This is a genomic window from Vibrio sp. STUT-A16 (assembly GCF_026000495.1).
GTDB classification, from domain to species: domain Bacteria; phylum Pseudomonadota; class Gammaproteobacteria; order Enterobacterales; family Vibrionaceae; genus Vibrio; species Vibrio diabolicus.
The window spans coordinates 1,598,065-1,619,416 of sequence record NZ_AP026765.1; the positions used below are offsets into that span (position 1 = coordinate 1,598,065).

At 39.4% G+C, this 21,352-nt stretch carries 27 protein-coding genes and 2 pseudogenes; all 29 read left to right on the forward strand.

What is annotated here, in order from left to right; all coding sequences use genetic code 11:
- Positions 1 to 367: 367 nt before the first annotated feature.
- The 29 genes and pseudogenes from OO778_RS07705 to OO778_RS07900 all read left to right on the forward strand — a co-directional run bounded on the left by OO778_RS07705 (position 368) and on the right by OO778_RS07900 (position 21,144).
- Positions 368 to 877, forward strand: coding sequence for a GNAT family N-acetyltransferase (locus tag OO778_RS07705; RefSeq protein ID WP_264911257.1), 510 nt, complete (start codon positions 368 to 370; stop codon positions 875 to 877).
- A gap of 126 nt (positions 878 to 1,003) precedes the next feature.
- On the forward strand, positions 1,004 to 1,882 hold the full coding sequence (locus OO778_RS07715) for a DUF2726 domain-containing protein (RefSeq protein ID WP_054579165.1): 879 nt from the start codon (positions 1,004 to 1,006) through the stop codon (positions 1,880 to 1,882).
- Positions 1,863 to 2,309, forward strand: a complete 447-nt coding sequence (locus tag OO778_RS25075; RefSeq protein WP_345945921.1) for a hypothetical protein — start codon at positions 1,863 to 1,865, stop codon at positions 2,307 to 2,309. Before OO778_RS07715 ends, OO778_RS25075 begins: the two co-directional genes overlap by 20 nt.
- A 173-nt stretch (positions 2,310 to 2,482) precedes the next feature.
- Positions 2,483 to 2,869 (forward strand): NUDIX hydrolase, encoded by a 387-nt coding sequence (locus OO778_RS07730; protein WP_165384464.1) that lies wholly within the window; start codon positions 2,483 to 2,485, stop codon positions 2,867 to 2,869.
- Positions 2,870 to 3,012: 143 nt separating this feature from the next.
- Positions 3,013 to 3,222, forward strand: coding sequence for a hypothetical protein (locus OO778_RS07735; protein ID WP_104969505.1), 210 nt, complete (start codon positions 3,013 to 3,015; stop codon positions 3,220 to 3,222).
- Positions 3,207 to 3,638, forward strand: coding sequence for a hypothetical protein (locus tag OO778_RS07740; protein WP_146107133.1), 432 nt, complete (start codon positions 3,207 to 3,209; stop codon positions 3,636 to 3,638). Before OO778_RS07735 ends, OO778_RS07740 begins: the two co-directional genes overlap by 16 nt.
- Before the next feature lie 144 nt (positions 3,639 to 3,782).
- Complete coding sequence (locus OO778_RS07750; protein WP_074191347.1) at positions 3,783 to 4,304, forward strand: GNAT family N-acetyltransferase; 522 nt, start codon at positions 3,783 to 3,785, stop codon at positions 4,302 to 4,304.
- 138 nt (positions 4,305 to 4,442) lie between these two features.
- Complete coding sequence (locus OO778_RS07755) at positions 4,443 to 4,667, forward strand: hypothetical protein (protein WP_242657438.1); 225 nt, start codon at positions 4,443 to 4,445, stop codon at positions 4,665 to 4,667.
- A gap of 223 nt (positions 4,668 to 4,890) precedes the next feature.
- Positions 4,891 to 5,352, forward strand: coding sequence for a DMP19 family protein (locus tag OO778_RS07765; protein WP_264911262.1), 462 nt, complete (start codon positions 4,891 to 4,893; stop codon positions 5,350 to 5,352).
- 270 nt (positions 5,353 to 5,622) lie between these two features.
- Positions 5,623 to 6,102, forward strand: coding sequence for a type VI secretion system amidase effector protein Tae4 (locus OO778_RS07770; RefSeq protein ID WP_010448911.1), 480 nt, complete (start codon positions 5,623 to 5,625; stop codon positions 6,100 to 6,102).
- Complete coding sequence (locus OO778_RS07775) at positions 6,084 to 6,449, forward strand: T6SS amidase immunity protein Tai4 family protein (protein ID WP_052437369.1); 366 nt, start codon at positions 6,084 to 6,086, stop codon at positions 6,447 to 6,449. Before OO778_RS07770 ends, OO778_RS07775 begins: the two co-directional genes overlap by 19 nt.
- A gap of 264 nt (positions 6,450 to 6,713) precedes the next feature.
- The gene (locus OO778_RS07785) at positions 6,714 to 7,604 is read left to right on the forward strand and encodes a hypothetical protein (protein ID WP_264911263.1); all 891 of its coding nucleotides are present in this window, start codon (positions 6,714 to 6,716) and stop codon (positions 7,602 to 7,604) included.
- A gap of 32 nt (positions 7,605 to 7,636) precedes the next feature.
- Positions 7,637 to 8,095: a hypothetical protein gene (locus OO778_RS07790; protein ID WP_242657439.1), complete on the forward strand. Its 459-nt coding sequence runs from the start codon at positions 7,637 to 7,639 to the stop codon at positions 8,093 to 8,095.
- Positions 8,096 to 8,801: 706 nt separating this feature from the next.
- Positions 8,802 to 9,782, forward strand: coding sequence for a hypothetical protein (locus OO778_RS07800; protein WP_264911265.1), 981 nt, complete (start codon positions 8,802 to 8,804; stop codon positions 9,780 to 9,782).
- Positions 9,783 to 10,174: 392 nt separating this feature from the next.
- A complete protein-coding gene (locus OO778_RS07805; RefSeq protein ID WP_124009144.1) occupies positions 10,175 to 10,468 on the forward strand; it encodes a hypothetical protein in 294 nt (97 codons plus the stop codon).
- 154 nt (positions 10,469 to 10,622) lie between these two features.
- A complete protein-coding gene (locus tag OO778_RS07810; RefSeq protein ID WP_025794352.1) occupies positions 10,623 to 11,225 on the forward strand; it encodes a DUF4145 domain-containing protein in 603 nt (200 codons plus the stop codon).
- Positions 11,226 to 11,378: 153 nt separating this feature from the next.
- On the forward strand, positions 11,379 to 12,239 hold the full coding sequence (locus OO778_RS07820) for an FRG domain-containing protein (RefSeq protein WP_074191351.1): 861 nt from the start codon (positions 11,379 to 11,381) through the stop codon (positions 12,237 to 12,239).
- 239 nt (positions 12,240 to 12,478) lie between these two features.
- Positions 12,479 to 12,856 (forward strand): hypothetical protein, encoded by a 378-nt coding sequence (locus OO778_RS07830; protein ID WP_025506701.1) that lies wholly within the window; start codon positions 12,479 to 12,481, stop codon positions 12,854 to 12,856.
- 375 nt (positions 12,857 to 13,231) lie between these two features.
- Positions 13,232 to 13,744 carry a HEPN domain-containing protein gene (locus OO778_RS07840; protein WP_165616002.1) on the forward strand — a complete coding sequence of 171 codons (513 nt, stop codon included), beginning with the start codon at positions 13,232 to 13,234 and terminating at the stop codon, positions 13,742 to 13,744.
- Positions 13,728 to 14,288 (forward strand): hypothetical protein, encoded by a 561-nt coding sequence (locus OO778_RS07845; protein WP_226977464.1) that lies wholly within the window; start codon positions 13,728 to 13,730, stop codon positions 14,286 to 14,288. Before OO778_RS07840 ends, OO778_RS07845 begins: the two co-directional genes overlap by 17 nt.
- A 1,083-nt stretch (positions 14,289 to 15,371) precedes the next feature.
- On the forward strand, positions 15,372 to 16,160 hold the full coding sequence (locus tag OO778_RS07855; protein ID WP_005475702.1) for a hypothetical protein: 789 nt from the start codon (positions 15,372 to 15,374) through the stop codon (positions 16,158 to 16,160).
- 490 nt (positions 16,161 to 16,650) lie between these two features.
- Positions 16,651 to 17,286, forward strand: a complete 636-nt coding sequence (locus tag OO778_RS07865; protein ID WP_074191359.1) for a hypothetical protein — start codon at positions 16,651 to 16,653, stop codon at positions 17,284 to 17,286.
- Between the two features lie 558 nt (positions 17,287 to 17,844).
- On the forward strand, positions 17,845 to 18,081 hold the full coding sequence (locus tag OO778_RS07870; RefSeq protein WP_074191360.1) for a hypothetical protein: 237 nt from the start codon (positions 17,845 to 17,847) through the stop codon (positions 18,079 to 18,081).
- Between the two features lie 112 nt (positions 18,082 to 18,193).
- Positions 18,194 to 18,565, forward strand: coding sequence for a hypothetical protein (locus tag OO778_RS07875; protein ID WP_165616001.1), 372 nt, complete (start codon positions 18,194 to 18,196; stop codon positions 18,563 to 18,565).
- 167 nt (positions 18,566 to 18,732) lie between these two features.
- On the forward strand, positions 18,733 to 19,305 hold the full coding sequence (locus OO778_RS07880; RefSeq protein WP_074191361.1) for a hypothetical protein: 573 nt from the start codon (positions 18,733 to 18,735) through the stop codon (positions 19,303 to 19,305).
- Positions 19,292 to 19,421, forward strand: a pseudogene (locus OO778_RS07885) (DUF3265 domain-containing protein). The gene OO778_RS07880 and the pseudogene OO778_RS07885 overlap by 14 nt, the downstream one beginning before the upstream one ends.
- A 39-nt stretch (positions 19,422 to 19,460) precedes the next feature.
- Entirely contained in the window at positions 19,461 to 19,913 is a 453-nt protein-coding gene (locus OO778_RS07890; RefSeq protein ID WP_074191363.1) for an NUDIX domain-containing protein, read from the forward strand.
- Positions 19,914 to 20,500: 587 nt separating this feature from the next.
- Positions 20,501 to 21,025 carry a GNAT family protein gene (locus OO778_RS07895; protein WP_074191364.1) on the forward strand — a complete coding sequence of 175 codons (525 nt, stop codon included), beginning with the start codon at positions 20,501 to 20,503 and terminating at the stop codon, positions 21,023 to 21,025.
- 16 nt (positions 21,026 to 21,041) lie between these two features.
- Positions 21,042 to 21,144, forward strand: a pseudogene (locus OO778_RS07900) (DUF3265 domain-containing protein).
- Positions 21,145 to 21,352: the final 208 nt, after the last annotated feature.

Genomic DNA, 21,352 nt, shown 5'->3' on the forward strand with positions numbered 1-21,352 from the left:
TAGATTGGCAAGTTAGTGGTGAATTCAATTATATGAGAATGGACGTTCAGAAAGTTGAATCTGATGGTAGTCGAGTTCGTTTGTATTACAAGTCATATGACCCATCGGGACCATTTCAAAACTTACCTGATGTGAGCAAAATTCAAGTTCAACTCATTCAAGGTAATACAGTTATCGATGAATTAAATGTTAGGTTTGATAGCTAGCTGTGAGTTGCGCTCTAACAAACTGTTCAAGAGGGATTCGCAACGCGTGGCATTTTCACTATGCGTTGGTTTTAGTGTTTAAGGTGGTATGCGGCGGCTTTTGTATTGCGTTGCTCACCCCTTAACAGGGCGTTATAAAGCTCGAAGAAAAAGGAAATTTCGTGGAAATTCGAACAGGTAAACTTGAAGATGTTGCTGGTATCACCGACATCTTTAATTTTTATATTGAACACACCAATTCATGTTTTGAGGAAGTTCCATTTACTCTGGAAAATCGTCAGAAATGGTTTTCTCAGTTTTCTAGCACTACCAAATATCAACTATATGTAGCCACAGAAAACGGCGTGTTGCTAGGTTTTGCATGTTCCCAACAGTACAGAGCAATTTCAGCTTTTGACGACACCGTAGAAGTGACCGTTTATCTGGCACAAGAAGCAAAGGGGAAAGGTTTAGGTTCTAAACTATATACTCAGTTGTTCTCATCAATTCGTGCCTATGGTGTCCATCGTGTATTGTCGGGTGTTGCATTACCAAACGACGCATCAGTGGCATTACATAAACGGTTTGGTTTCAGAGAAGTCGGAGTTTTCAATGAATATGCGAAGAAACATGGGCAGTACATAAGCTCAGTGTGGTTCGAAAAGGCGTTTAACGTAGAGTCCGCTTTATAACAAACAATTTAAGAGTGATTCGGCACGCGTGGCATTTTGGGTATGCGTTGGTTTTAGTGGTTAAGGTGGTATGCGGAAGCATCGGTATTGCGTGCCTCACACCTTAATTGGGCGTTATAAAACTATATGAATTTACGATTACTAAATAAATATGAAGAGGTAACTTACGATAAGTTAGCTCATGTTTGTAAGGAACGAGCCAAAGTTTTTACTAAAGTAAGGTTGGCTGATGTATTCCCTATAAACAACAGCGGGATATCAAAAGATGAGTTTAGCTATTGTTTAAAGTCTCATTTTGATTTTGTTATTGTAAACGATGACTATCACCCAATATTTGCAGTTGAGTATGATGGTCGTCAACATAGGACTGAATCACGTCAAATAAAAAATGATCTCCTTAAAAATAGTCTTTGTAAGAGGTTTGAACTCCCGATTCTACGAGCAAACTTTAATTATGTATCGAAAGAGTTTAAAGGTCTTGATTTACTGACTTATTTTATTGAATGTTGGTTTCTGTGCGAAGATTTTCAACAAGCTCAGCTTATGGGTAACATTCCTTATGAGGAAGATTTTGACCCTTGTTTTCTTATATCTACCTCCTCAGATACGAATTCTAAATTTCCGTATTGGATATCGTTGGAGGCACAACTAGCAATAGAAAAGCTTTATAAGCGAGGTCATATAAAACAACGAGTTCCATCAGATTGGGTTGGTCTAGATAACAAAGGAAACTATAGGTGTATTACGTGGCTTGAGGTGTCTGATCACGAAGTTCTCCACTTGACGACAGGTATGCATGATCAACAATTTAACTGTGTAAGTATTTCAGAAACGATAAAAATGATAAATATTGTTGAATTACATCAAGCGCTTAACGATTTTCTAGACAAAAAAATAAAAGCAGTATCAACGGAGCAGTTTAAAATATTGCTTGAACAATTTACATCTCGTTATGAGCCGAGAGGTTCTACTATAGCAGGAAGTATTGTGGCAAAAGTTTTATAACAAACAATTTAAGAGTGATTCTCCACGCTTGGCATTTTTGGTTTGGGTCAAGTTTAGTGTTTACGGCGTCCAAGTTGAGTGTCGTGGTAGCGTGGCTCACACCTTAATTGGGCGTTATTGCGCAGAGGCAAAAATGAAGCATAAACAAAGAGAGCTGTTAGCATATATTGAGTTGGAAAGTGGTACAGTTTTGATTGATATCGTCAAACTGACTCGAAACGGTCGCTCTTATTATTTTCAAGGTAAAAGATGGTTACGCAATCAATATGGATTAGGTTGCGATGATTGCACATCAGAATCTGGGGATAAGCTAAATATTTCCATTTTGAATCGAAAACATGCTCCTAAGTGGATTGAAGGCAAAGTGTTGCGTGTATCTGAAAGAGCAAAAGAACGGTATGAATTTTGGCTATCAAATGGACGCTGATAGTGGCGCCGTTAGCTCAGCGCAATAACAAACTGTTCAAGAGGGATTCACAACGTGTGGCATTTTTACTATGCGTTGGTTTTAGTGTTTACGGTGATATGCAGTAGCTTTAGTATTGCGTTGTTCACCCCTTAACAGAGCGTTATGTGTATCCGCTTGGAAAGGAGTTCAGTTTGAAAGATCTATCAATGGCTGTAGTGGTAAAACAAGGTAAAGTCCTTGTTCAGAACCGCTATCGACGTGGTAAAGGTATGGTTTTTGAATTTCCAGGCGGTTCGGTTGATTCTGGTGAAAGTGGTGAGCAAGCCGCTATACGGGAACTATGGGAAGAAACAGGTTTAAATGGTCTTAAGGTTCTAGGTAATCACACTGCTCAAAATAGCTATGGTGGTGAAATAAGTTATGTAGTTTTAGAGGCTCTACCGAACCAAGAGCCAGCAGCTGTAGACCTAGAACGGAAGCAAACTTTCTACTGGTTTATTCCTACCGATATTCCTCGTGGAGACTTCTTTGACGCTGACTTAGCCTTCATCGAAAAGCATTTAGGATTATACACATAACAAAGCGTTTAAGAGGGATTCTCAACGCTTGGCAGTTTTGGTTCAAAGTTTAGCTTTTGTGTTTATGGCACAATGGTTTAGGTTGGGTGGTAGCGTTGCTCACCCCTTAACAGGGCGTTAGCCGTCAAAATAGGTAGTTGAGAATGAGTATTGAGATTATTAGGCTTATTTTGCCATTTATCACTTTTTTAATTGGTCTGGCTTGTGTGCCTTTGGTTGAAAGCTTGAAAGACAGAACAAAAAGAAAAGCACTCTATGAAAATATGGTAGAAGAGCTAAACGATGAAATTATAAATTTAGAGAGTGCCATACCTAAAATGTCATCTTGTATACTTTTTTGGAAGCTTTTCTAAACGGAGACGAAAAAGGAGCGCGCGAATCTGGGGGAGCAATAAAGTACATACCGAGAGATATAACAGTTATGTTCATTGATGACGTCTTCAAAAATAATTACAAGTATTTAAAAAGTCACCAAAGAAAAGCCTTGAAATCAATGCCTATGCAGATATCAGGAATTAACAATTCTTTGAAAGAAATTAGCGAAATTGAAGTTTCCCAAGAACGTATGGCAGAACAAATCCAGTTATGCAAAAACTTCATTTACACAGCTTGTTGCTTACGAGCGACAATGATTGAGTTTGTTAGTGATGAATGCTTAGAAGATTCAGACGAAGCAATTATTAATAGTCAGTTGCAAAGCCTGGGCGTTGACGGTTTATTATATGAGTCTTTGGTGAAAAAGCGAAGTGTAACTATCAAGTTGGATTGACGGCTAACAAACTGCTCAAGAGGGATTCGCAACGCGTGGCATTTTCACTCTGCGTTGATTTTAGTGATTAAGGTGGTTTGCGGCGAGTTCGGCATTGCGTTGCTCACCCCTTAGCAGGGCGTTAGCCCTTTTCGAGGAAACGATATGGAAATCGTACAAGAAATAGATGTTTCAGAATTGCATCATAAGTCAATCGAAGCATTAAGAAATCAAGCTTTTCCAGACAACCAAGTAAGTCGTTCTTACTTTAAGCAGTTACCTCATATGCGTGCCCTTCATTTTCAAGGTGAACAGCTGGTTGGCTATCTTGGACTGGATTATCGCGTTGTTAGTGTCGGTGGGGAAATACATAAGGTTCTGGGCGTAATCGACTTCTGTGTTGATGAACGTTATCGAGGGCAAGGTATTGGCTCTTTCATGTTGTCAGAAGTATCGTCATTTGCCGAAACTAAAGACGTTGATTTCATAATCCTCATATCTGAGTTACATGATTTCTACTCATCAAATGGCTTTAACAAAGTTCAGTGTATGCAGTCTTGGTTACGTCTTCACGAGCACACCAACTTTGGAGTTGCTGTAGAGCATCTTGATGAACTGTATGTGAAACCACTCAGAGATAAGCAGTGGGGTGTTGGACATTTTGATTGGCTAGGTTATATGTACTAGTCAACCACAGGGCTAACAAAGCATTTAAGAGTGATTCGCAACGCTTGGCAGTTTCGCTTCGCTCTAGTATAGCCAATCGTCGCTCACACCTTAATGCGGCGTTAGCAGACAAAAGTAAGTCAAGGAAGAGGGTACGTTATGTCTGATAGAGTAATTAAGTCTTCAACAGCTACAGTTCAAGTCGGTGCGACTAAAGCAGATGGGAAATTAGAACTAACGGAGTCGGATTTAATTTTTATTCCGTACAACGAAAAGTTGGGCTTTGGTCCATATGAATTAAAGAGCCAAGACATTGCTACCGTAGCTAAGTGCTTGGGCAAAGGTGGTGGTGTAATCCAATCACTACGGATGCATTTCGCATAAAACTAGCCAACAAAACGTGTTACGAGTTTATTGTAGCGAACCCAGAGCAATGGATAGAAGCACTCGGTGAAATTGTCAGCTAACAAACTGTTCAAGAGGGATTCGCAACGCGTGGCATTTTCACTATGCGTTGGCTTTGGTGTTTAAGGTGGTATGCGGCAGCTTTCGTATTGCGTTGCTCACCCCTTAACAGGGCGTTAGATTGAATTTGAGATTTGCAGTAATGAAAGAGTTAATTGAAAAACACAGGCAAGGAGAGCTGAGTGATAGCGACCTTATATACTGTGTTTATGAGATTCTATTCTCAAGAATAATAAGAGATATGGGAGTTAGTTGCTTGTCAGCAAGTGAAAAGCACCTTTTCTATACACTAGCACTTGAAGGTCAGGTTTTGAATGGTGGTTTTTATCAATACTTTGACAACTGTGATGGTGACAATATTTTCTACGCAATTGAAGTATTCGAAGTAATTGGATTATGGGCAGCAAAGGAAATAGTTATGAAAACACTACTCATATTTCCAAATGCAAATCCAAGTATGAATGAGGATGTTAGGCGTGATCAGCTACAAGGGCTAACAGGCAGAGATCTTGGAACGCTACAGGAGTTGAGTCATGAATTTGCCGATTTAGAAAGTGAAAATGCAAAACTGTTCGTTCGATTTATCTATGCTCTTTCCTCGTAATTATGGGTGTTTCAACAATCTAACAAACTGTTCAAGAGGGATTCGCAACGCGTGGCATTTTCACTATGCGTTGGCTTAAGTGATTAAGGTGGTCTGCGGCGGCTTCGGTATAGCGTTGCTCACCCCTTAACAGGGCGTTATAACTCTTTTGTCAGTTTCATTGTTACACAACTAAGCTTGAAGCCCTTCGAGAACGGTTTACTTGTTGTTACTGCCACTGCTGCTTTTGTGAGACCTTATCGCACAAATAACTGATAGGGAGATATTTTCATGGCAGCACGTCCTAGCCTACTAAAAATGAAAGTTGCCTTTGCTAAGGTAAACAGAGATGTGTCTGAAGTAGGTACCATTATCGGCGGTAAAGTAAATCACAATATTAATGTTCTAACACCAGAGCAGGGGCGGTTTGAGAATGCTTGTGCGATACGTATGTCATATGCACTTAACTATGCTGGTTTCAAAGTACCCTACATAAAAAACAAAACTGTCTCCGGTGGGCAGGGGAATTGGTACATTTATCGTGTGAAAGATTTGATCAACTTTTTGTATCAAAAATTTGGTGAGCCAGAGTTGGTGGTTCAAAACCCCAATGCTAATAAACTCTCTGAATACAAGGGCATTTTAGTTGTTGATGTAGATACTTGGTTAGACGCATCAGGTCATGCAAGTATTTGGACTGGTTCAAGATGTACAGATAGCTGTTACTTTCCGGACGCAAAAAAGGCTTATTTATGGAAATTAGAAGATTAGTAAGCAGTATAAGCATTGCTCTTTGTAGTCTCGGAGTTACCGCAAGCCCACTCAGTACTCAAAGTGATGAGCAGCTGTTTAAAAACTTCGCTCTCTCATCTTGTATTGCTACCTATTACAAAAACTCAGATGTTGCGAAAGATGCGATAACTGCAATGCAAGGCTATCGAGAGTTCTCCGAGCTTCCTTTAGAGTCGTTCTTTGAGGTAAGCGAGCTATTAGACACAGACGATATGTCTAGGTACAAATCAAAAAATGGTAACGTGATCGAGTTGGCTTACTGTGTAGACTTTTCTAATTCAGACGGTGTTCATAAGCTGTACATTAAGGCGAAATCAGAGTTATAACAAACTGTTTAAGAGTGATTCGCAACGCGTGGCATTTTTACTATGCGTTGTGTTTAGTGTTTAAGGTGGTATGCGGGAGTTTCGGTATTGCGTTACTCACACCTTTACAGGGCGTTACATGCTTGATAATAGTGGCTAGTTTGTTAATTACATTTACTATAGATATTTCTAGAAGTCTGTCGAATGTTGATTGACTCCTGTTGAAGATTGGGAATGCCTGAATAACATAGAATGTTACTATTTTAAGTTTATGGGTATTTGTTGATGGTAGCTATCGAGAGTTCAGTTGGTGCTGGTGGAGTTAATAAGAAAAAAGATGTAAAAATTGTTCAGATTTTGCTAAACAGTCAAGCTAAGGCAGGAAAGCTAATAACCGATGGTTTGTGTGGTTCAAAGACAATCGGAGCAATATTTTCTTATCAAAGAACTATAATGCCAGGTTGGAAGCCTGATGGTAGAGTTGATCCGAATGGAAGAACTTTTCGCGAGTTATTAATGTATGTGCCTAAAAAAGAAAAGGAAAAACTTAGTAGTTCATTAATTGTACGCAATAAAAATGTTGAAATAGAGTCAAGGAACAAGTTGTCAACTACAGACTATTCTGTTAGCTATAAGTCATCACTCTCTAGCGATAAAAGATTAGTAAGTAGTTATTCTATTAATGTTATTAGGTTGGCGTTAGCACAAGCTGGAATGAAGTGTGCGGTAATAACTAGTACATTAAGGTTTCCTGAAGAGCAAGCGTCAATAATGTATAGAAACGCTAGAATTGATTTTAAAAAACAAAAACAGCTGTATGGTAAAAATGGCGATGATGTTCTTGATGTTTATAGTAGTAATTCAAAAAAAGATAAACATGAAGTTATAAGATTAATGAAAGAAAAAATAGAACTATTAGCTAGAGATGGTAAAAAGGTTTCAAAGCATTGTACAACTGTTGAGGACTATAAGAAATACAATGTTATTGATATTGGTGTTAATTCTACAAGAGCAGCTAATAGTGAGTTTTTTTCTGTTAAAAAGTTTACTGCTGTTTTGAAAGCATTAACAGAAGACGGATATATCAATAAGTTCATTGATGAAACAGGAAAGTCAAATAAATGTTGGCATATAGAAGTTGTCCCTAATGCAAAAAAAATTACGAGGTTTGATTGATGAGGGTGTCCAGTTGCATACTGATCTTTTGCTTGGCTTTAAGTCCATTTTATTCAAGTGCCAGTGATGAAATCTCTTTCATGCCATTGATCAAAGGCTCTTCTGCATTTTATGTCTATGAAGGGATTGATACAGATAGTGATGAGAAAGTAATAAGGCACTATTACACTTTTAGTGATGGAGACCAGTTAATATTTGAAAATAAATATTGTCTAATGAATAACTATGTGGTTAATTATCAATCAGAAAAGTTAAATTTAGATAAGCTAAAGTCACGAGTTGGTTTAATACTAGATGGTATTAAAGATAAACATCAATTAACAGTTAGCCCAGACTTTTTTTCAATATGGTTCTATGATAGTGAAAAACTTGAACTTGTGGTTGATTCAAAATTCTCGAGTATAGAGGTATCTGGAACACGGGAATATAGTAAAAATTCGGTGTTACATGAAATGATTAGTCTATATGTTGGTGTTGGAGGTGAGCCATAGGGGCATCGTTGGTGCGCATGTAACAAAGCATTTAAGAGTGATTCCCAAGGCTTGGCATTGTTCATTCCATCGTTGGGTTTTGTGTTTACGGTGGTTTGGTTGAGTTTCGTGGTAGCGTTGCTCACACCTTAATGCGGCGTTAGTACGGGTTTAGCATCAAAGGTCATAAGTTTTGGTGTTTATCTGTTTTGGCGTTCGTCTTTACACTTTTCAGTTTGTACCTTTCACGTTCTTTCCGGTGGCACTATATGCGGAGTGTTTGCTTTGATTTCAACGTTTACGGTTTCTAACTCTTGGCCTATTTCTTTAGCGCTTCTTCTCTTTCGTAGTTTTTACTGAGTCAGAATTGCCTTTCTTTGGTGTTGCCGTCGAAGTGCGAGGATCGAATCCTTTTTTAATTTGAAGCAAGTGAAAGTAGGGCAGTTCAGTGCGTTTTTCTTCTAGCCAACTTTCGTCTTTCATTCGGGGTAAAGTTTTGTAGCTGCCCGTCTCACTTCAGTGTTCAAAACCTTTCATATCATGCTACTTTTCAATATCTTGGAGTGCATAAATAGAAGTAGCGTATGTACTAACAAATTGCTTAAGAGTGATTCGTAACGCGTGGCATTCTTACTATGCGGTGGCTTATGGTGATTAAGGCACCGTGCGGTAGCTTTTGTATTGCGTTACTCACACCTTAGCAAGGCGTTAGGCGATAGAGAGTATTATGGAAGCTATTATATTTCACGAGAGATTTAGTGACTTTAAACAAATTGAGAAGCAATTAATTGAGTCTAATATATTGTTGGATCCATATGCGATTGAATCAGATGCTGCATATAAATTAGAAAACTATCTACTAAATAGCGAACAACAGGTTAGTTGCTTACTTGATAGAAATATTGTTTCTTATCTGATCGACCTAGTAAAAGGGGCTGAGTTGTTGCCTGACGCCGAGAGGAGCAGATGTCACAGATTATCAGCTGCTTTACAGGCATTTCTTAATGCTGCAAATATTAAGTCTGAACCCGGTCTTTCATATCACGAGTATATTGAAAGCTCTTCAATCGAACATGCCGACAAGGAACTGAGCTATTTTCGTTCAGCGGACAATTTAGATGCAAATCTTTATCTTGATATAGCGTTGGGTCATATTAACTCTATTCCTCTGGAGTCAGTGCCAAAATTTGACTCCGGTGAACTACTAGGCTTTGATCCAAAGTATCGCATAAAGGCTTTTGAGTTTAATATAGTTGTCATTAAAAAAGGACTAAGTGTCCGTTCTCAGTGCAATAGTGATTACGAAGCAATGAAGTTATTACTGGAATGGATATTTGAAGAGTATGTGTTCTGTGTACCTGCGTTCTACTTTATGGCTATATATTTTAGTGGTCATAGAGTCCCTAAAATGCTTAAGTCTCAGTCAATGAAAAGTGTTAGAAATGCAGCTTGGGATTTGGCTTTGTTACAACATTGGATAACTCTATCAAACAGAGACAGCGAACAAGTCTGGTTATTGGCAAGCATGGACAAAGCCATTGCAAAAACAGCAAACCTTATGCTGTTAAGGTCAACAGAAACTGATGATGATTACTTGAACAGGCTTGAGCAAAGTTTTGCATCTATGTGGGGGAAAAAGTTTGGTAACGGCAGAGGGTTATTAAAAAGGTTTCTCTACTGGAGAGAAACCTTTTTAATAACCCTATGAGGAAAGCTAATCAGCCAGAAAATAGAACTTATGAGTATATGTTGGCAATAAGAGCGTCAGTTGACGAAGAGTATGCAAAAATAAATATCGCCTAACAAAGCATTTAAGAGTGATTCCCAACGCTTGGCATTTTTCATTCCATCGTTGGGTTTTGTGTTTACGGTGGTATGGTTGAATTTCGTGGTAGCGTTGCTCACACCTTAATGCGGCGTTAGGCATGCAATGTTACCTTTAACTTATAGGTCAGATTTATGGGTTGGGCGAAAATAAAAACGATCATTATTATAGTTTTAGTCATCCTCGTATCAGAAGGGATTAGGATTTACACTGGGGTGCCTATAACAATACTTGATGTTGTGATACTACCTATAACATGTTCGCTAGTATATCTAATGAAATATTATAAATTTCCTTTTAGTAAAACATACAAAGATAGGGAGTCTCACCAAACACAAAATGCTTTTCAGCTAATTGGTTCCTTAGTTTTTACAGCTATTTTAGCGGTAATGGGCACGTGGGTAGCTTGGCTTGGAATTCAAGCCCCTCTGCAGTATTTCTCTGGTGTAAAAGTAGCTGCACATGGATATACGTTAATTCAAGTTGGTATTTTAATTACTTTATACAGTATATGGGGGGCACTTATTTTCCTATCCAGGCTAAATAGGTTACGCCATAAGTCTGCCTAACAAACTGTTTAAGAGGGATTCGCAACGCGTGGCATTTTCACTATGCGTTGGTTTAAGTGTTTAAGGTGTTATGCTGCGGCTTAGGTATTGCGTTGCTCACCCCTTAACAGGGCGTTAGCCATACAGTACAAACAGTTAATATTGGAGAACCCTAATGGAGTTAACAGGAAACCTTACATTAAGTCGTTGTCCGCATTGCTCGGTTGCATCGCCTTTACTAAAGTTAAGAGAAATTTTTGAAACGACAGATCAAGCGAATCGAAACGCCCGTACTTGGGGGACATATATATGCTCAAGTTGTGGTGGTGTTGTAACTGCTTGGGCTACGCGTGGGAGTCACACTGTTAGGGATAGTTTTCCTAAAATGCGCTCAATTTCCGACGATATCCCCGAAACTGCGAAAGCATATTTACAGCAGGCATCCGAGAGTCTACATGCGCCAGCGGGTGCAGTAATGCTTTCTGCAAGCGCTGTAGATGCGATGTTAAAAAGTAAAGGTCTCACTAACGGTAGTCTATATACCCGAATTAATACTGCTGCTGAACAGCACATAATTACAGAAGACATGGCAACTTGGGCACATGACGTACGTCTTGACGCTAATGATCAACGGCACGCAGATCAAAACGCTTCCCTACCTACAACAATCGATGCACAAAGGGTATTGGATTTTTCTATGGCTTTAGCTGAAATCTTATACGTGCTGCCTAGTAAGGTCGCACGGGGTATTGCGCAAGCTGAAAGTAGTAATGGCTAACAAACTGCTTAAGAGGGATTCGCAACGCGTGGCATTTTTACTATGCATTGGCTTTAGTGATTAAGATGGTGTGCGGAAGCATCGGTGTTGCGTTGCTCACCCCTTAGCAGGGCGTTATATGTCATTGTAGTTAATCAAAAATATTGGAGTATTATGCCTCTAAGTAAATTAACGATTCCCGATACCGAAAGGGTAATTGAAAAAGGTAGCAATAGAGAAGTTATTCATGTGAATGACCCTCATGCATTAGTAAAGGTTGCTGGATATTTGAAGTTTAGTCATGCTTTAACTGACAAAAGTGAAGGCATTTACTTCAGAGGAGAAAGGAAAATTTACGGTTCTCTATCTCCAACAATATTTAGAAATGTCCATCAATCAAAATCAAAAGAGAATCGGATCGTTTCTGTTCGTAATGCTCTCAAGGAATTTAATGATAAGTGTCACATTTTCCAAGGCTTTGGAGAGTATGCTCATGAGCCATTGATTCAACATTACGGCGTTCATACTACATGGGTTGATCTTGTAGATAATTTTTGGATAGCGTTATGGTTTGCGTACCATCGAGCTAAAGGTGCTGGTGAGTGTGGGCAATATCTGCATTTTGAGAGGCGTATACCCTCAGAAGAAGATAAATATGCTTATGTTGTGTTAGTCGGTGTGGATATTCAGAGGCGAGATAAATTTAAGCCGGGTTATTTCCACGGTCCTAACACTGAGATGGTTGATTTACGTATGGCTGCACCATCTGTTTTCTTACGTCCGCACGCACAGCACGGTTTGCTTTTCAGATGTAAAGGTGTCAACAACGAGCGTCCAAATGATTACTCTAAACAAATTAGAGGGATTGTTAGGGTTAAGTTGTCCGACGCTCTTGATTGGTTGGGCGACGGCAAAATGGTTGGAACCCATTCTCTATTCCCGCCTCCGTTCTATGATAGTGGTTACCGTATTCTTATTGAAAGTGGAGCCAAAATCGATAAGCACATTGGTAGTATTGGTCTAGTGGGAGCTTAGACATATAACAATCTGTTTAAGAGTGATTCGCAACGCTTGGCATTTTTGCTATGCGTTGCGTTTAGTGCTTAAGGTGGTATGCGGTAGCTTCGGTATTGCGTTGCTCACACCTTAACAGGGCGTTAGCTTTCATGGCTATTACACACGAGTTTTAACTCCATCGTATATTTAATATCGACAATTAGGTCACTTGTTAGTTCGTAATTAATGTTCAGGTTTTGTTTCATCTGGAGTTAATTATGTTTCCGAAAGATTTTTACATCTTACCCGAAGAACTATTTAGGATTGGTAATAAGGAAACTCCCAAGCTATCGCATGTGAGAGCTAGGGATGTGGACACGATGCAGTTAAACGGTATAACGGTAATTATTGCTAATGGAAAGGGGATCAGTGTGTTTGACAAGACTGGGATTAACCAATCTAATATGACGGGTTGGGTTTGGAGGTTTCCACCCAACACGCGCCCTCCTCAGGGGCTAAAGCTTGTAAACGATAAGCCACATCATTACGGTATCGCACCTGTCACAAATATGCCTTTAGATAAGTATAAGGGGTTACTGGAAGAGATGGCTTTGAAAGCAACAAGGGTGTTTAAAAAAGAGGGTAAAGTAGTTTGAGACGGATAACTTTAGATTTAGCATCTTCGGATATGAAATTAGTCCTAGAAGGTTTGGAGTCATTGGAAAAGCAATGGGCACATGTTTGTGAGAACTCTGACGATGAGGATGAAATATCAGACTACGGTAACGATCTGATTGAACTGAGGTTGCTCATTAAATCACTACGAAACGATGCTATAAGTGTATTTGGAGATAATGTGGTCAATTTTTCAAGAGACCTTCTCTAAAATAAAGCTAACAAACTGTTTAAGAGTGATTCGCAACGCGTGGCATTTTTACTATGCGTTGCGTTTATCGTTTAAGGTGGTATGCGGCGGCTTTGGTATTGCGTTGCTCACACCTTAACAGGGCGTTATGCAGATGGAGGTAACATTGAGTTCTAGTCGAAAGAAAATTCGCGAAATTACGGGCTATACATTTGAAGACGAGAAGCAATCGATAGAAAGTTGGGTTACTCGTGCTCAGTCATTCAAAGCAGCTGCAACAGTTCTTAGTCAGAGTGATATTTCAGAAGTTCAGTATCCATATTTTTACAATGCTGCGATCTCATTAGAACTTATTTTAAAAGCAGTAGCTTTGTTCAAAGGTAAAGGCATCCCTAAAACTCACAAACTGCAAGATCTAGCTCGTAATCTCGATCTTCCTTTTTCAATTGAACAGCTCGACACATTAGAGTTGCTTTCGGAAATCATAATATGGAGTGGACGTTACCCTGTGCCAAACAAAGACAGTCATTGGGACAACTATCATAACGTAGTCCAAAATAAGCATATTATTCGAGATGGTAATATTACTAGAGCTTGTCCAAAGCGTTTCCCAACACTAGAAAACGTCAGTAACATTTGGGATATTTGCTATCGAGAAGTGGGTGGAAAATCTGCATAACAAACAATTTAAGAGGGATTCCCAACGCTTGGCATTTTTTGTTTCTACTTCAATTTTAGTGGTTACGGTACAATGCTTTAGGTTGGGTGGTAGCGTTGCTCACCCCTTAATTGGGCGTTATAACTCAGGAGGAAGAGTGGAAAATTTCCCGATAGAAAAGCTCAAATTTACAAGTGCAAAGATTTCTGGTGTCGATGGCGACGTTTCACTTGAAATAGGAATAGAGCCGTTTGAACTTAGTCTAGACGGTTATTCTGAGAAAATAGAAACTGTAATTAGCCTAAACGGTATTAATTTACCTACAGAGCTTAATGAACTTACTGGTAGAACATTTACTTTCCCTGTAAACCCAGATGACGGGTATATTGATGGGTCAGTTTACTTCTTTGCTGCTCATAGTCCTGTTGATATAACTGAAATTAAATTTGGCGAATCGACAAATGGAAAGTTACCTATGACACTTGAATCATCATGGGTACTGGAATTTGAGCTAACAGGGTTTAAAAACTTACATACAGCAATCCACACGTATCTGAAGTTATAACAAGGCGTTTAAGGCGGATTCACAACGCGTGGTATTCTCAGTTCAAATTGAGTTTTGTGTTTACGGTGCAATGGTTTAGGTTAGGTTGTTAGCGTTGTTCACCACTTAACGCGGCGTTATGCCTTTTATCACTATTCAAGTAATAATCGACAATTTTCGCTAGATTTGGGTTGAATCAAATTCCGAAGTTTCCAATCACGTTATTGTTGATCTTAGTTTGAAGTGACTTGGATAGGTATCAAATGGAACGTTGTGGAAAGTGTAAGCAATTTACGCGGACGAAAGAGAATAATAAGGATTTGTGTGGTGCTTGGGAACAGCCAACCACAGCAGATAGACAAGCTTGCCAGTTTTACATTCCGAAGAATCTGAGCTTTTTTCAAAACAAAGAAAGTTCAAAATTGTAGCAAGCCAAAAGCAAAGGCATAACAAAGCGTTTAAGGCAGATTCACAACGCGTGGCATTCTCAGCTTAAATTGAGTTTTGTGTTTAAGGTGTAATGGTTTAGGTTAGGTGGTAGCGTTGCTCACTACTTAACACGGCGTTATGAGCTAAAGGGTAATTAGGAGATAGTTCTGTTGATCAGTGTGGCTGTTTTTTGTGTCATTGTGGTTTTCTACTTTTGGTATGGAGAAAGTGATACGTCGGTAAAGGAAGCGTGTATTGCAATGCTTGCCTATATTGCGTATACGATTTTGTATTTGTTTGTTCCGCCTTTCCCTTCGGGCACGTCATCACAAATGGGGCAATTATACGGTTTTGTGCCACTGTTATCTTTTGGGGCCATTTTATTTCCGCATTTCAATACACAATCACCGGAAACAGTAACACGAACAATCGGTTGGATTGGTCTTGTCACAGTTGCACTTATCCTCGTTTGTTTCAAACTTTTTGTCTGGTAAGTGGGCAACGTAAGTACGCTCATAACAAACTGTTCAAGAGGGATTCAGCACGCGTGGCATTATTGGTATGCGTTGATTTTAGTGGTTAAGGCGGCATGCGGCGGCATAGGTATTGCGTGCTTCACCCCTTAACAGGGCGTTAGCAGCCAACCATTGACTCGGGGTAAGTTGTAGAGAATCTATGTCAAGTTTTAGTATGAAAAGACCCAGTTTTCCGAAGTGGGCGCCTAAATCAGTCATAGCTGAATGGATAGAAAAAGCCGAAGAAGTAGAATACTGGTATCGTAAATTTCCTATGCTTGAACCGGAAACGGATGATGCTGATGTCTTAGAGCGTCTTCTAACTTATGAAGATATGAAAAGTGTGTGGGAGCGATTACCAAAATACAATATTAAGCCCACACTGTTTTGTTCAATGGTGCAGTGTTCCTTGTTGTTTTTAGATATGAAACCTTACAATCTCACGCCCAAGGAATATTCCAATTGGTTGATTGAGGTTAGGGAAACTGCGTTAAAACTGAAACAATTAATTCAGCATAGTGCTTATGACCGTATCTATCAGGAGCAATATTTAGTAAAGAGGCAGAAACATGTGATGAGCAGTATCATGGCGCATTCTTTTAAAATACTCGATCCAACTATAGACCCAGAACAACATAAGAAAACTGAACCATCTTACAAGTCATGGCCAGATCTCTCGCCTAAATTGTTGAGTGAGGCTTTATCTGATATAGCTAAGATGGAATCAGATGATGATATTGGTACTGCTGGTGCTAAATCTTCAACGTCAGTTAAGTTGGATAAACCGAAACACCCTAATGCCAAACGTAGTTATTTCGTTCGAAAGCTGACTCAACAACTTAGAGAGCAAACCGGTCAACCTTTGCGAGATATTGTTACGATTACTACAGCTACAGTCTTTGACATCCCCAATCTAACCGAGAGGCAAGTAATTAGAATGGCCCCCTGACACTATTCTTTAAATTTTCGATTTTAGTGTCATGTCAGGTAGCGAAGGGGATTACTTATCCTGTTGTGACTTTCACAACAGGATTTAAAGTATGAACATTAAGGTATCAGTTAGTTTAAGTATTAGTAATCAGTCACTCTTTCTTGTTTATCAATTAGCTCGCATTGCTTTTATGGCTACATGTATGTTTCTTTAAGCAATGCGTATTTGGCTGCTAACAAACTGTTTAAGAGTGATTCGCAACGCGTGGCATTTTTACTATGCGTTGGTTTTAGTGTTTAAGGTGGTATGCGGTGGCTTAGGTATTGCGTTGCTCACACCTTAACAGGGCGTTAGCTTAACATTTAAGTTCTTGAACAAGGTAGTCAGGCAATTATGCTATTTATAAATTGCAATGTTGTGTGAAACTAAACAAAAAAGTAGTAAGCATATTTGTCTTCAAGTTCCAATAATTGTATTAAGCATTATCAAAATCTATATTGGAGGGTTTATGAGAGTACACAAATCAAAAATTGCCGCAGATCCAGTTAAGTACTACACGTATTTGATTGGTATGGAAAAGTACGAAGCTCGTATGAGGCAGGAGCCTAATGCAATTACAATTATTACAGGAATTGTACTTTATAGAGAGTTACCTAAGAACAAACAGTCCGAAGTTTTGAAGCTAATATTGGCTTTGAACGATGGCCAATTGAAAGCTTCACTATATGGTTTAGTTTCTCAAGTGGTTGCAAATCCATACTGGTTCTCATGGTCACTTTCTGATCGGGAGCTCAGAGAATTTTTTGATACCAACAAGGATGTGACTAATATATTGAAAGGTCTTGGCATAGACTTCTCGCTCCCTCTCACAGCAGCAGGTATATCAGCATTTTTGCTTTCATCAGCGCAACAAGGGGTAAAAAGTGCTTCCAAAGAGGTTGCGACTCAGTTGAAAAAGCAAGTTACAAGCTCACCAGTTGCGCAGATTGCAAATAGACTGGGAGTGACCAAACAAGTTGCAGGCAAAGCATCGGCAATCTTGGTCGTAATGGTTAGTGTAATTGCTTATCAAACACACTTAAATGCAAAAGATGCGCGGAAGGAGCTTCTTCGCAGAGGTCTACTTCAACCGGAAGATTTGTAATGCTAGTTTTAATACTAATAGTGATATTGTCATTGGCAACAATTCATTTCTCGCATGTGCTATTGATGCAGTATATGTTCTCTGAAGAAAAGTTATCGCCGAGTACTACTTTTCTTCGTCCATTATCTTTGTGTGTTATGGCTGCATGTGCTCAGTACTATATTCTTTCAATGATAACAGGCTACAATTTACCCGAGGTTGCGGGATTGGCTCTCGTGGCTACGAATGCATTCTTCTTCGTTGGTTTTTATTTTGCGTATAAGGCAAGAGTAAAAAGCCTGGAAAGTAAAAAGCACTCCTGAGTCTATATTAAGCTAACAAAGCATTTAAGAGTGATTCCCAACGCATGGCATTTTTCATTCCATCGTTGGTTTTTTTGTTTACGGTGGTAAGGTTTAGTTTCGTGGTAGCGTTGCTCACACCTTAATGCGGCGTTAGCTCTCTTACACTGACCAATCATTGAATACAGAGTTTCTTATTATTAGAAGCTGCTCAATCTTTGCTATTCCTTTATATGATTATCTAACCCTATGTTATAAATCGGTCAGAGGTATCTGAGTGAGTACTAGATTTTGTGAAAAGTGTGGTAAGGAAACCGAGCATAAGGAACTAATAAAGCAAAAGCCTTCGAAATACGGTAAAAGTAAGAAAGAACAGTTTAAGGCTTTTCTCGAGGGTTTCTTTGGTGGTGTAGCTAGTCCTGTAGGGGCATCTTTAGACCTAATTGACAGATATATGGTTTGTCAAAAGTGTGGCCATAAAACCTTAGAAAATCAGGGCGATGAATTCCAATAGTAATAGAACCATACATAGTCTTAGCACACGGAGCTAACAAAGCGTTCAAGAGGGACAGTCAACGCGTGGCGAGTTTGTTTCAAATCTTGGCATTTGTGTTTACGGCGGTAAATTGAAGTTTGGTGGCAGCGCGTTGCTGCCCCTTAACGCGGCGTTAGTTGCCAACGAGAAAATCGCAGCTAAAACAGAGTGTTTAGGTATAATCGTTCGTGTGCTTTGCTCGATTCTGCACTTCGAACTTCGGGATCTTGGCTCGTGGAAATTGAGCTTCGATCTTTTCCTAGTTTGGTTTGCCGTTTCAGAAGCCGATTTACTTGTTGAAAGTCAGCTTTGTGGCATTGTTTCTCCAAAAGGTCTTTTTGGTGTTGTTAGTTCGTTTTCTACGGCGTTGCGTGTTCCAAGTGGTTTCAGTGACAAACGCTTTGAAACTGCGCCTGATTTGAGTTTTCCAAAATACGTAAAGCAAGTGTTGGCAAAGCGGTAATGCACTTCAAATCAAAGCTTTAGCTTAGGCAACTAACAAAGCATTCAAGAGGGATTCACAACGCTTGGCAGTTTGGGTTTGAATCGGCTTTAGTGTTTACGGCACAATGGGTTAGGTTGGGTGGCTGTGTTGTTCACCCCTTAATGCGGCGTTAGGCGAGGGAAGTCATGTATAGAATATTATTCCTCTTTTTATTATTGCCATTATGGTCAGTTGCAGCTGTAAATTTACCATCTGATTATGTTGGAATTGAAATATATCAATCTACAATTGATGACGTGTCTAAAAAACTCGGTAAATCTCAACTTCAAAGTATCCCATATGGTGACCATGAAAATGGTTATTGTTATGTTTCTGATAATGGTATTTATGCAGTTTTTAGTTCAGGTCCAATGGGAGCCCAATCCATTATTACCAGAATGAGTATTCATTTGGACAATCCAGGATTGAAATGTAGCCCAAGCAAGCTAGAGTTACCTACTTGCATTGGTGAATTTTGTTTAGGTGTTTCAAAAAATAAATCTGAAAGCCTTTTAGGAGGAGTTTTAGATCTTACAAATGATGGCAGTAATAGTTACGTGAAAAGCTTCTGGTTGACAAGGGAATTGACTGAAGAGGAAAAACAGAAGTTGAATTTATCTGAAGAAATGACTGTTGCTGATATTACCAACAACATTTGGTTCAAACTCGTAAATGAAGAAGCAATAGAAATTGGTGTTATAAAGTTTGAAACGTACTGAGTCGCCTAACAAACAATTTAAGAGTGATTCAGCACGCGTGGCATTTTTGGTATGCGGCGGTTTTGGGTGTTGAAGTGCCATGCGGCGGCTTGGTCATTGCGTGCTTCACACCTTAATTGGGCGTTAGCCGACTATCGTAGTTTCTAGGTATAAAAATGATTCCAATAAATAATTCAATTGTTTCCGGTGTGGCGTTGTCGGAAATTAATGGTGAAACAAAGATGCTTCTAATGAAGCGAGTGAAAGGTGGCTTTTGGTGCCATGTTGCAGGTTCAATGGAAGAAGGCGAGTTGTCTTGGCAAACCATCGTTCGAGAGTTTCAGGAAGAAACCCAGATTGAAGTGGCAGAACTGTACAATGGTCAATTCTTAGAACAGTTTTATGAGTCCTACTCGAACGTTATTGAAGTAATCCCAGTCTTTGTCGTTAAGTGCCGAGCGAATCAAGAGGTCGTTCTTAATCACGAACACACAGATTTTAAATGGTGCAGCTTAGAAGAAGCGTTAGAGTTATCGCCTTTTCCAACACAACATGCAGCATTCAAGCACGTTTGGGAGTATTTTGTAGGCAAGCCTATTAATGAGCTATGTCGTATAAAACTCGGCTAACAAAGCATTTAAGAGTGATTCGCAACGCTTGGCGCTTTCGCTTCGCTCAAGTATAGCTAAGCGTCGCTCACACCTTAATGCGGCGTTAGTTGCCAACGAGAAACTCGCAGCTAAAACAGAGTGTTTAGGTCTAATCGTTCGTGTACTTTACTCGATTCTGCACTTCGAACTTCGGGATCTTGGCTCGTGGGAATTGAGCTTCGATCTTTTCCTAGTTTGGTTTGCCATTTCAGAAGCTGATTTACTTGTTGAAAGTCAGCTTTGTAGCATTGTTTCTCCAAAAGGCCTTTTTTGGTGTTGTCAGTTCGTTTTATACGGTATTGCGTGTTCCAAGTGGTTTCAGTGACAAACGCTTTGAAATTACGCCTGATTTGAGTTTTTCAAAGTACGTAAAAACAGTGTTGGCAAAGCGGCAATTAACTTCAAATCAAAGCTTTAGGCTTGGCAACTAACAAAGCATTCAAGAGGGATTCACAACGCTTGGCAGTTTTGGTTTGAATTGGCTTAAGTGTTTACGGCACAATGGTTTAGTTTGGGTGGAATGCGTTGTTCACCCCTTAATGTGGCGTTAGGCGAATGGAGGTGCAATGAACTACGAAAGTGGAATTTTTAGAGTCAGAGAGCTTCGAGAAGCTGATGCAAATTCTTTGTTCAATATGTATTCAGGCTCAAGCAGTTCAGCAAAGTACATATCGACATTGCCCCACGATACAGTTGAAACCACGCTCTCGAAAATTAAACAATGGCGACAACTCTATTCAGAAAATGCCCCCAAAGTTTGTGTGTATGGTGTTGCAACGAGTCCAGATGATTTTGTGTTCGGTTTAGTTGTTTTCGTATTTAATGAGCAATATGCTGAAATTCACTTTGGTATATCAGATCAATTTAGTAATCTGGGCATTGCAACTGAGTTGTGCCGCTATGGTCTGCAATACTTGAAAAGTTTGGGTGTAAATGAAGTAAGAACCAACCCCTTTCTTGAGCATATCGCAAGTATAAGAGTCTTAGAAAAGTCAGGTTTCTCAAATCATGGTACGCTCAAAAATCATGCACGGTTTCCAACTTTGGGCGATGGTCTATTCAACTGTGCGGATATGCGCATAAACCTTTGAAAATTCGCCTAACAAGTTGTTTAAGAGGGATTCACAACGCGTGGCATTTTTACTATGCGTTGGTTTTTGTGTTTAAGGTGGTATGCGGTAGCTTCGGTATTGCGTTGTTCACCCCTTAACAAAGCGTTAGTTGCCAACGAGAAAAACGCAGCTAAAGCAGAATGTTTAGAGTTAAAGTCAGTGTGTTTTTGGTTGGGTTTGCGTACTTCAATTTTTAATCGTTCGGGTTTGTGAAAATTGTTCTCAGGTTTATTTTGTGGTTGGATTTTATGTTTCAGAAATCGATTCACTAGTTGAGAGTCAGCTCTGTGACATTGTCATTTTCAA